At 33.8% G+C, this 9,807-nt stretch carries 16 protein-coding genes and 1 riboswitch; of the genes, 10 read left to right on the top strand and 6 right to left on the bottom strand.

What is annotated here, in order from left to right:
- Window positions 1-55: 55 nt before the first annotated feature.
- The gene (locus M1D66_RS18915) at window positions 56-916 is read left to right on the top strand and encodes a GNAT family N-acetyltransferase (protein WP_086384969.1); all 861 of its coding nucleotides are present in this window, start codon (window positions 56-58) and stop codon (window positions 914-916) included.
- 34 nt (window positions 917-950) lie between these two features.
- On the opposite strand, the gene M1D66_RS18910 is transcribed toward M1D66_RS18915, so the two are convergent.
- Window positions 951-1,511: a cysteine hydrolase family protein gene (locus tag M1D66_RS18910; protein ID WP_016122201.1), complete on the bottom strand. Its 561-nt coding sequence runs from the start codon at window positions 1,509-1,511 to the stop codon at window positions 951-953.
- A gap of 182 nt (window positions 1,512-1,693) precedes the next feature.
- On the opposite strand from M1D66_RS18910, the gene M1D66_RS18905 reads away from it, so the two are divergent.
- Window positions 1,694-1,954: a DUF6123 family protein gene (locus M1D66_RS18905; protein ID WP_001195212.1), complete on the top strand. Its 261-nt coding sequence runs from the start codon at window positions 1,694-1,696 to the stop codon at window positions 1,952-1,954.
- A 2-nt stretch (window positions 1,955-1,956) separates the two neighbouring features.
- Here the strand turns inward: M1D66_RS18905 and M1D66_RS18900 are convergent, their stop codons facing one another.
- The 3 genes from M1D66_RS18900 to M1D66_RS18890 form a co-directional block, all read right to left on the bottom strand.
- Entirely contained in the window at window positions 1,957-2,862 is a 906-nt protein-coding gene (locus M1D66_RS18900) for a DMT family transporter (protein ID WP_140335646.1), read from the bottom strand.
- Window positions 2,863-2,875: 13 nt separating this feature from the next.
- Complete coding sequence (locus tag M1D66_RS18895; protein ID WP_086384966.1) at window positions 2,876-3,262, bottom strand: reverse transcriptase-like protein; 387 nt, start codon at window positions 3,260-3,262, stop codon at window positions 2,876-2,878.
- 69 nt (window positions 3,263-3,331) lie between these two features.
- Window positions 3,332-4,204: an aldose 1-epimerase family protein gene (locus M1D66_RS18890; RefSeq protein WP_086384965.1), complete on the bottom strand. Its 873-nt coding sequence runs from the start codon at window positions 4,202-4,204 to the stop codon at window positions 3,332-3,334.
- A gap of 132 nt (window positions 4,205-4,336) precedes the next feature.
- Window positions 4,337-4,381: riboswitch (PreQ1 riboswitch) on the top strand.
- Window positions 4,382-4,387: 6 nt separating this feature from the next.
- Here M1D66_RS18890 and M1D66_RS18885 point away from each other — a divergent pair.
- The 3 genes from M1D66_RS18885 to M1D66_RS18875 all read left to right on the top strand — a co-directional run bounded on the left by M1D66_RS18885 (window position 4,388) and on the right by M1D66_RS18875 (window position 5,872).
- Window positions 4,388-4,873: a QueT transporter family protein gene (locus M1D66_RS18885; RefSeq protein ID WP_001026471.1), complete on the top strand. Its 486-nt coding sequence runs from the start codon at window positions 4,388-4,390 to the stop codon at window positions 4,871-4,873.
- Between the two features lie 150 nt (window positions 4,874-5,023).
- On the top strand, window positions 5,024-5,683 hold the full coding sequence (locus tag M1D66_RS18880; protein WP_000875557.1) for a ribonuclease H family protein: 660 nt from the start codon (window positions 5,024-5,026) through the stop codon (window positions 5,681-5,683).
- A 12-nt stretch (window positions 5,684-5,695) separates the two neighbouring features.
- On the top strand, window positions 5,696-5,872 hold the full coding sequence (locus M1D66_RS18875; RefSeq protein ID WP_002023738.1) for a zinc-finger domain-containing protein: 177 nt from the start codon (window positions 5,696-5,698) through the stop codon (window positions 5,870-5,872).
- A 32-nt stretch (window positions 5,873-5,904) separates the two neighbouring features.
- On the opposite strand, the gene M1D66_RS18870 is transcribed toward M1D66_RS18875, so the two are convergent.
- Window positions 5,905-6,153 carry a DUF2564 family protein gene (locus M1D66_RS18870; RefSeq protein ID WP_000534392.1) on the bottom strand — a complete coding sequence of 83 codons (249 nt, stop codon included), beginning with the start codon at window positions 6,151-6,153 and terminating at the stop codon, window positions 5,905-5,907.
- Between the two features lie 119 nt (window positions 6,154-6,272).
- Entirely contained in the window at window positions 6,273-6,470 is a 198-nt protein-coding gene (gene cspB, locus M1D66_RS18865; RefSeq protein ID WP_001161731.1) for a cold shock-like protein CspB, read from the bottom strand.
- Between the two features lie 263 nt (window positions 6,471-6,733).
- Between cspB and M1D66_RS18860 the strand changes: the two genes are divergently transcribed.
- From M1D66_RS18860 to M1D66_RS18840, 5 genes are all read left to right on the top strand, one after another.
- The gene (locus M1D66_RS18860) at window positions 6,734-7,462 is read left to right on the top strand and encodes a YqcI/YcgG family protein (RefSeq protein ID WP_242554694.1); all 729 of its coding nucleotides are present in this window, start codon (window positions 6,734-6,736) and stop codon (window positions 7,460-7,462) included.
- Between the two features lie 14 nt (window positions 7,463-7,476).
- Window positions 7,477-8,220: a LysE family transporter gene (locus tag M1D66_RS18855; RefSeq protein WP_140335645.1), complete on the top strand. Its 744-nt coding sequence runs from the start codon at window positions 7,477-7,479 to the stop codon at window positions 8,218-8,220.
- Between the two features lie 19 nt (window positions 8,221-8,239).
- Window positions 8,240-8,533 (top strand): hypothetical protein, encoded by a 294-nt coding sequence (locus M1D66_RS18850; protein WP_000286361.1) that lies wholly within the window; start codon window positions 8,240-8,242, stop codon window positions 8,531-8,533.
- 78 nt (window positions 8,534-8,611) lie between these two features.
- A complete protein-coding gene (locus M1D66_RS18845) occupies window positions 8,612-9,241 on the top strand; it encodes a sterol desaturase family protein (RefSeq protein WP_000755397.1) in 630 nt (209 codons plus the stop codon).
- Window positions 9,242-9,463: 222 nt separating this feature from the next.
- Window positions 9,464-9,805 (top strand): DUF485 domain-containing protein, encoded by a 342-nt coding sequence (locus M1D66_RS18840; RefSeq protein WP_000817366.1) that lies wholly within the window; start codon window positions 9,464-9,466, stop codon window positions 9,803-9,805.
- Window positions 9,806-9,807 lie beyond the last annotated feature (2 nt).

The raw sequence follows: 9,807 nt of genomic DNA, 5'->3' as shown, positions 1-9,807 counted from the left end.
ATGTACAAGTTGATTTCGTAATAATGATTTAAATGTCTAGATAAGGGGATGGAATATGATTGAATTGGAAATTAGAGTGGAGCGTCTTCGGAAAGAGCAAATAAGCGACATTGTAGCGCTATCTTCTTATATTGGTTGGGATTATAACAGAGAAGAAATTGAGACTATTTTTAACGCAGGGATTGTATACGGTGTTTGGAATGAGAAAGAGGAACTAATTGCTAGCGCGGCAATAATATTATATGGGGAGAAATTAGCATCTATCGGAATGGTGATTGTACATCCAGATTATAAGGGGAGAGGGATTGGAAAGATAATAACGGAAGCGTGCGTTAAAAGCGTATCAGCTCATACTCCAATTATGCTTATTGCTACGGATGAAGGAAAACCTTTATATGAAAAGTTAGGATTTAGGGCAGTAAGTTATGTTTCTAAATACATATGTAACTCATACAATGCGAAAGATTATTGTGCAAGAAATGAAGATTATGTGATGAATTATGAAGAGGGTGATTTAGAAAAAATAATAAAAATAGATGAATATGCGTTTGGAACAAATAGAAAAGAGTTTTTAAAGAAAAGAATTATGCAAAGTGAACAGTGTATCGTTGTAAAGGACAAGGAACAAAATGTATTAGGTTACGGTTTAAGCATACAAATACCAGAAAATAAGATAATAGGGCCGGTTGTTGCTAAAAATGATGAGATGGCAATGAGAATTGTACATGATTTAGCAAAAGGGCATAATGGTAAATTAAGAATTGATGTACTAGAAGGAAAGAAAGATTTCATGAAAGTATTAGAGATTGCTGGTTTTAAAAAGGTGAATACACCACCAATTATGATGAAAAATAGCGGTCAATTATTAAAAAGGAATAATGAGTTATATAGCATTGCAGCACAAATTTTTGGGTGAAAAAGAATCCTTCTGAATGAAGGATTCTTTTTCGCTAATCACGATATTGATCATGAGTCGGCTGAAAGAGGTCTTCCTCGATATCTCTCACCATAGAAAAATGATCAACGTTATAATGACCGTGTAAAGTTTTATTGTGATGACCAATAATTTGTTCTGCAGACAATACATTAGAATCAGTTGTTGAATGACCGTTTTTAATTAATGTAACGTCAAATCCTTGTACAGTTGCTGCTCTAACTGCAGTGTCAATGCAATGTTCTGTTTTACATCCGCCTATAACAATATGATTAATGTTTTCTTCTTTTAAAAGTTCAAGTAAAGAAGTGCCGTAGAATGAATTGGTTGCTGCTTTATTAATAAAGATTGCAGACTGAGGTATTTGAATTTGATTATGTACTTCAAATCCTTCGCCACTACCAGAAGCAACATCGATATCTCTTACGAAAACAATAAGGGCATTTGAATCTATTGCTTTCTGCAGGGCTATATTTAGTGTAGATAATAGCTCAGTTTTACGAAAAACTTCATTTTCTTGCTCATTTCCATCAATTAATTCTTGCTGAGCGTCGATAATTAATAGTGCTTGTTTCATCGTGTCTCCCCTTTAATATGAAATAAGTTCCACTGTACATATTCCTTCAGATTGTTAGAAAATCCTCCATTGTAAGCGAAGTAGAAGATTGATTTACAAAGTTGTCAAAGAAATTTCATTCTCATAGCGTGTAAAAACATGTATGATAGGAGATGGAGAATTTTTGAGTAGGTGGGAATAACATGCAAACAGTAGAAGATTATCTTTCATTCTTACATACGAAAGGATTTAAATTATCAGAGGAAGCACAAGGGTTTATTATGTTTGGACAAGGATATACTGGTGCGTCTGATGGGATTGTGAACGCAGCAATAGAAGCCACAATTAAACATCAATTGCAGTTTGATGGTAGTTATTTCGTTGCGTTATTAGAACGATTGAAAGAGGAAGAAATTACAGATAAAAAAAGCGCTAAGGCTTTTATGCGGAAGTTACAAGCGTAACTTCACGCAGCCTGCGCTTCTTTTTTTGTTTTGGAAGGTAATTCAACAAAAATCATGCCTAGAAAAATACATAGACATCCGATAATAGCAGAAATAGAAAGTTGTTCATTTGCAACGAGAACGCCTGTTAATGCAGCAAAAACGGGCTCCATTGCGAAAATAATTGCTACCCTCGTTGGAGAAGTGTGTTTTTGTGCCGATGTTTGAATGAAAAAAGCAATAGATGTTGCAAACAGGGCAGTTAGAAAGAGTGCGAATAAAAAGGATTGATTCGTCCATAGTGATACTGAAAATAACTTTTCCCAATCTTCAAACAAAAAAGCGCAAATAGAAGAAAATATACCAACAGCTAATACTTGAGATGTGCTTAATAATAAAGGTGATATTTTTTTAGAAAAGAAGCCGTTAATAAGAATATGGGCAGCGAAAGCGACTGCACAACCAAGAACAAGTATATCTCCTATATTTAATTGGAAAGAATCAGCAGCTGTTAATAAGTACAAACCTGTTGTAGCTACAGCAATACCAAGTACGATGAAAATGGTGGCTTTTTGTTTTAAAAAGATAAATGATAAGATTGGGACCATAACAATGCTTAGCCCAGTTAAGAAACCTGCTTTTGAAGAAGTTGTATAAAGTAAGCCAAATGTTTGTAATAAATAGCCGACAAATAAGAAGAACCCAACCATTAATCCAGCTAAACTACTATGTTTTAATTCTTGTTTTGAAGTTTTCTGTGAAAAAATAATTTGAACGAATAATAAAATAATTCCAGCGAATAAAAAGCGAATACCATTAAACGTAAATGGACCAACGAAAGACATAGCGTTTTGAACGACAACAAACGTAGCTCCCCAAATAAAAGAGACAAATAATAAAGCAAGAGGAGCAATCCACTCTTTTTTCACACTCATACCCCCGTTAATTTTGTAAGATAGCTTTTCTAGCTAATTCATCAGCTACTTTATTTTGACTACTTGGAATCCACTTAATAAAAAAGAGATCGAAGTTTTTTATGTACTGTAGTGCTTCATCTAAAAGAGGTACAAATATTGTATTTTTTGCGTATTCCTTTTCAACAGCCCGCTCAACAAGCTGCGAATCTGTACGAAAAGAGACAGTGCTATAATTATGCTCAATGCAATATTTTAATGCTATAAGTAAAGCGCGGTATTCTGCTTCATGATTGGACATTGTTCCAAGTGGTACTGATAATTGTACAGGCGGCTGAACGCCTTTAATAAACACTCCTGCACCAGAAGGACCAGGATTTCCTTTTGATGCACCATCAATATATACTTCAATCAAAATGAGAAACCTCCAAATTATAAGATGATCCCCTACTTAAATATTTTTTTGAAGTAGGGGATAGAGTAGTTATCCGATTGTGATGCTGTAACGACATGTAAATGTTTCATTCGCTTGTAAAGATTGAATTCCCTTTTTGTCCTTGAAATCTTTTGCTGGATTTACTTCATCAGCGATTCCATACCAAGGTTCAATACATAAGAAAGGTGCGTTATTCCCTGGTGTCCATACGCCGACAAATGGAAATCCATCAAATTCTACTTTTACAAATTTATTATGTTTATGAGAACGAATCGAAATTTCATTCGTATTCATATGTTCAAAAATAAGCGCATCATTTTTGAATAAATCATATGTAAGTGGCAATTCAGTCGTATTTTCAGCGATTAATTGCTTTTTGTTTGAAAGATAAGGTCCTTCTAATACGCTTGTTTCTAAGCGTTCCAAACCATTAAACGATAAGTGATAATCTGTAAATGATTCACCGTCCAATAAAGGGAAGTTGAATCCAGGGTGTGCTCCAATTGAGAAGAACATCTCTTTTGAAGTAGGATTGTTTACTTCATATGTTACATGAACACTTTGTCCATCTAGCTCATAAGAAACGAGTAATTCGAATTCGTATGGGTATTTTTTTAATGTTTCTTCATTACTAGTAACGGTATAAGTGATCTTTGTTTCGCTTTGTTCTTTCACAGAGAAAGTAAGATCACGGGCGAAACCGTGTTGTGTTAATGAATATGCTTTACCGTCTACGTAGTATGTATTATCTACTAATCGACCGACAATTGGGAACAAAATTGGTGCACGGCGTCCCCAATAAGTAGAATCACCTTGCCATAAATATTCAATGTTGTCTTCTTTTAAGCGAACGCTCTGTAATTCTGCACCTTTGTCAGAAATGGAAACGATCACTTTTTCATTTTGAATTGTTGCTGTCATGAAGTGAAACCTCCTAAATCTTTCATATGTTTTATTATACGTTGTCTAAAAGAAAAAAGGTAGTTCACGATAGGAATCTATTGACGAAAGAGGGGCTACCACGTAAAATATAATCTTGTTGCTTAAAAAACGAATAACGTGGTTCGAAACCATCCCACGTAAAAAAACTAAGGAGATTTTGTCATGAATATTAGAACATTAGTCGGTAATGGTATTTTAGCGGCATTATATATTGCTGTTTCTATGCTTATTCAGCCATTTGGCTTTACGAATGTACAGTTTCGTATTTCAGAGATGTTTAATCATCTCGTTGTATTTAACAAGAAAGCAATTTACGGAATTGTATTAGGTGTATTTTTAACGAATCTCTTTTTCTCACCTATGATCGCTTATGATTTAGTATTTGGAGTAGGTCAATCTATTCTTGCATTAGTTGCAACGATTATTTCTATGCGGTTTATTAAAGGTGTTTGGGCTCGTATGATTTTTAATACAGTTATCTTTACGATTACAATGTTTATGATTGCAATTGAACTTCATCTTGCATTTGATCTACCATTTATGTGGACTTGGTTAACATGTGCAGCAGGAGAATTCGTAGTAATGGCGATCGGTATGCCTGTAATGTACTGGATTAATAAGCGAGTACAATTTGAAAGATTTATGTAATAGATGAAAGAGCTATTCCTATGGGATAGCTCTTTTTGTATGTAATCATATTGAATATTATGCTGTGACTCTAGATAAAATATAATAAAATAAAGTGAGGCTTTCATTAGCTGGCTACATATAAGAAGTCTTATATAAGGGGAATGTAGTATGAAATATAAAATTCATTGGTTGTATAAAACGAAGCGCGGGTTGCAGACGGAATTAACAACAGAGTATATGAGCATAGAAGAAGTACTTCAATTTGCAGAGGATTTTGAGAAAACAGGAAGAGTAAAAGAATTTTCATTTTATGATGAAATGGACGCAGAATGGTCATTAAAAGAGATGAAAAAGTTAAGTAAGCAAGTAGAGGAAGAGCCCCAAGAAATACTCGTTTATTTTGATGGTGGGTATGATGTGCAAACGAAAGAAGCTGGCGTTGGTATATGTGTGTATTATAAAAAAGGAAATACAAACTACCGCATTCGCCGCAATGCATATATAGAAGGTATATATGATAATAATGAAGCGGAATATGCATCATTATTATACGGTATGAATATACTCGAGGAACTAGGGATTAAGTATGAAGCAGTTACACTTCGCGGAGACTCACAAGTGGTACTGCAGCAATTAGCCGGAGAATGGCCTTGTTATGATGAACATTTAAATCATTATTTAGATCAAATTGAACAAAAGGCGAAGCAAATGAAATTAAAACTTATATGTGAGCCGATATCTAGAAAACAAAATAAAGAAGCACATCAATTAGCTACGCAAGCATTGGAAGGAACAGTTATTGATAGTCATAAAGAAATAACTGAATAGAGAGGTGCAAAGGTGGATAAAAAGCAACTCATTACAGAGGTAAATGACTTATTAGAAACGTATTGTGAAGGCTGTTTTTTGCGAGAACATAATCGAAAGACAAATAGTAAGTATTACGCTCATTCATTTTGTATAAGGCAATGTACAGTTGGAGAAACATTGAAAAAGTATGGGGACCAGTTGTCATGAAAAACATCCAGAGAAAATTCTCTGGATGTTTTTTAGTGTCTTGCTTCGTTTAGTTGATGCTCACATTTATTTAATTTCTTTTCCTCATTCATTAAAAATGGTTCATCTAAATCAGTCGCAACAGATTTCATAATTTCAAGCTGAGAGCGAGCTGCTTCTACAGCAGTAGTAGCATGCTCTAATGTATCTGGATCCATTGAAATTGTTGCTGATCCTACCATTTTTTGTGCTGTTTCTACACGGAATTTCACTTCTTCAAAATCATTTACTTCTGATCCCATTAATAATTCCTCCTTTGTATAGTGCGCATTTCACATAGTTTTTGCTCTGTAAAACGGAAATATACAAAGGAATAACAAAGGAGGTTACCAAGTAAGGTAACCTCCTGTTATATGTTGGATTAAAGTTTTACTACGTTAGCAGCTTGAGGTCCGCGGTTACCTTCAGTAATGTCGAAAGATACTTCTTGACCTTCTTCTAAAGCTTTGTAGCCGTCGCCTTGAATAGCAGAGAAATGTACGAATACATCGTCAGCGCCTTCCATTTCGATAAATCCAAAACCTTTTTCGTTGTTAAACCATTTTACTTTTCCTTGCATGTTACAATTCCTCCTAAAAGCGTTTACTATTTTCATTTAGTGAAATTCATTTTAAAAAATAATATAAACTAAAAATGCTATATTCTTGAATATTCTGCTAAATGATTAATTTAAATATACACGAATTGGGAGAATTTAGTCAAGTAAGCGATTTTATTTTTTTGTATTTTTAAATAATTTTTCAGTCAAATTTTTAAATAGGTATAGGACAGGCCGAGTATGTAATATTCTTAATTGAATGCTATACATAATGAGGTGAAAGAATGAATAAGTCTTACTTATTAGATAATGAAGGAATGAGAACGAGAACCGACATACCGGATTGGGTTGCAAAAGAATTTGAGATTTTTTCAAATGTTGTGTTAGAACCAACTTTTCCATGTTATTTCGGTTTAACAGCTTTGAAAAAGAATGAACTTCGTTATTCATTTCTTTCTCATAATGATTGGAGTCATTTGCCACATACAATGTTATCTTTTTTAGAGTTAATGAAAGAGAGGCCGATTGTAAGAAGGGGCTTTTTCCTTTTTGTAGAACCGGAATGTGAAGAACAGCCACTCGAATATTACCGTGATTCCTTTTGGAAAGTGTTACAGTATTTACATGAAAACGATAATCAAGCATGGCCAAAGCAAATTCCTGAAGATCCAGACCATTATTTATGGGAATTTTCATTTGGTGGTGAGCCAATATTCGCATTTGGAAATGCGCCAGCTTATAAACAACGAAAAACTAGACATTTAGGGAATTCTCTCGTTATTGGGTTTCAGCCACGCACTATTTTTGATGGATTAGAGGGAGATCGTCCTAAAGGAGCATATTCAAGACAAATGGTCCGTGAGCGAGTTGAAAAGTGGGATCAATTGTCGAAACATCCTAACATTAGTCATTATGGTGACCCAGAGCATCGTGAATGGAAACAATATTTCATAGGAGACGATGTAGAGCCAATAAAAGGGAAATGTCCTTTTCTTCATAGGATAGAAAAGTAAGAGCCATCACCTAGATGGCTCTTTTGTATATTTTGGATAAAAAAGGGTATTTTATTATGAAAGCTAGTCTATTTTTTCAAATTACATCATTAACTAGTAGTAAAGAGAGTAGAAAGGATAGAGCGATGTTTGGAGCAATTATACAGCAAATCGTATTAGGTATATCATTAGCTGCGCCAGTAGGGCCGATTAATATTGAAATGTTAAAACGAGGAATTGAACGTGGGTTTTGGCACGCTTGGGTTGTTGGAATTGGTGGAATGACTGCAGATGTTTTATTTATGCTTCTCATTTATTTCGGTTTATCTTCTGTGTTTATGTATACATATGTACAAGCCCTCATGTATTGCACGGGTTTTTTCTTGTTATTTTATTTAGGATTTCAAAGTGTAAAACAAGGAATTTTCGACTCGAATATGGAATATAAAAAAGAAGAGGTAGGTGGCCTTAAGCAATCGTTTATGGCAGGATTTTTAATTGCGATATCCAATCCATTAAATCTTGTTTTTTGGTTTGGTATATATGGAAGTACACTTAGCTCATTACTTACGAAGGTAACGAAACAAGAAGCTTTTTTGTACAGTCTTTGCATTATTGTTGGTATTATTTTATGGAATTTAAATATTGCTTTTTCTGTACATTTTGGAAGAACTTTATTAAAACCAAAAGCGCTTGGCTACATAACAGCCGGAGCAGGTATTATTTTAGTAGGTTACTCTATACATTTTGCATACAAAGCTTTACAGTTGTTCACATAAGATTGAAGGGGAGATTTTTATGTATCGAACCACTATTGACGGAAAAGAAATTATAATTACGTTAGCGCCAAAAATCCGAAAAGAAATTACTGATAGAAATCCACTATATGAAGCGGTATTTCATAATGCCGCAAGATTGTTACAAACAAAGCAACCGACGTTTGCAGTAAATCATGAAATATTTGGGCTCATTATTGGAGAAGTGCAAAGAGGAGAAGTAACAGTGTTTGCAGTGGAACATATTATTCCGAAGCAAAATATATTTGGACCAAACAATTTTTTCTCGACAATAGAACAGCAGGCAAATTTGTAAAGTGAATAGAATAAGAATAGAAAAGAAATAGTCGTAACGATATGTTGCGGCTGTTTTTTGGGAAAAGGGGGAAACAAGATGAAGAAAGTGGGGAAAGAGTTCTTTTTACAACATGATATTGTTATTATGTATAGCATTCTATTTATTTTCATTATTATTTTAAAAATGCAATTTTTTACGTGGTTTGGCATGTTAGCATGTATGTTTGGGATTGTTTTCTATACACTTAATGAATATATGACACATCGTTTTTTATTCCATATAAAGCCACCTAAAAACACATTTCTATTAAAAATGTTAAGAAGATTGCATTATGATCACCACGTATATCCAGATGATTTAAAACTTTTGTTTTTACCTGTATGGTTTAGTATACCTAGTTTTACTATATATTTACTTATAGCATATGGTATTACAAAAAGTGTTACTATTACACTTTCATTTGGAATCGGAATGATTATTATGCTGCTCGTTTACGAATGGAAACATTATATTGCTCATAGACCGATTCGTCCCGTCACTAAGTTTGGAAGATGGCTAAAAAAACAACATATATTACACCATTATAAAAATGAAAAGTTTTGGTTTGGTGTTTCAAATCCAGTATTCGATTTTATATTTGGAACACTGAAAGACGGAAAAGATGTTGAGCTAAGCGAAACGGCTCGTAATTTAGAAAAGGAAAAAAAGACAAAAGTAGTGCGTTAAGCACTGCTTTTGTCTTAATGAGGATAAATAAGTAAAGTGTCACTTTATTTTGAAAAAGTATATTAAAAATTTAGGGGAAATTGCCGAAAAATGTCTATCAAAAAATCTTTGCATGAATGCATGGATTGTCTAAAATGAATGTAAGTTTCTGAATATTTATAAAATTTAGTCTTTAGGTATGCAAGGGGGAAGTGTATTTCAAGTAAGAGAGGGGATCGGTTAATGAAACGAGACGATACGTCAGCACGTAAGTTGCAAAATGAGGTGAATTATACAGAGGTCGTTCAGTCGGAAGAATTTCAATTGTTATTAAATACGAAAAAGAAGTTTATCATTCCAATGAGTATTTTCTTTTTTAGTTTTTTTATCGCATTACCTATTTTAACATCGTATTCAAAGGTACTTAATACACCTGCATTTGGAGACGTTACATGGGCGTGGGTATTTGCTTTTTCCCAATTTATCATGACATGGGCACTATGTATGATTTATAGCAAAAAAGCAGAATCATTTGATGAAATCTCCCGGAAAATTCTGCAAGATATGCAAAAAGGGAGGGGCTGAAC

This window comes from Bacillus sp. PK6-16, assembly GCF_056530295.1.
This window is presented reverse-complemented; position numbering and strand designations above follow the sequence as displayed.